1 protein-coding gene is annotated in these 237 nt (G+C 42.2%); it reads left to right on the top strand.

Annotation, left to right across the window (positions count from 1 at the left end; all coding sequences use genetic code 11):
- The coding region (locus tag ACFINC_RS11375; protein WP_375617270.1) for a tetraacyldisaccharide 4'-kinase at positions 1-237 on the top strand (237 nt) is incomplete at both ends.

Below are 237 nucleotides of genomic sequence, written 5' to 3'. Positions count from 1 at the left end.
CTTGTTGTTGATGCGATGCGTGGTTTTGGCAATGGAGCTGTCTTTCCAGCAGGACCTTTGCGTGTACCATTAAAAACGCAATTTTCTTTTATGGATAGTGTTTTATTGATTGGTCACTCAGATGTGTGTGATAATGTTTCTTTTCTTATTGCGCGTACTGGAAAGCCTTTGCATCGTGCTCATCTTAAGGCAAGGGCCTCTGATGAGGTTGCAGGCAAATCATTTTTAGCATTTGCG

Source organism: Bartonella sp. AP58NXGY, assembly GCF_042195785.1.
In the GTDB taxonomy this organism is placed as follows: Bacteria; Pseudomonadota; Alphaproteobacteria; order Rhizobiales; family Rhizobiaceae; genus Bartonella.
The sequence above is the reverse complement of the archived record's forward strand: the minus strand, read 5'-3'. Positions and strand labels throughout refer to the sequence as shown.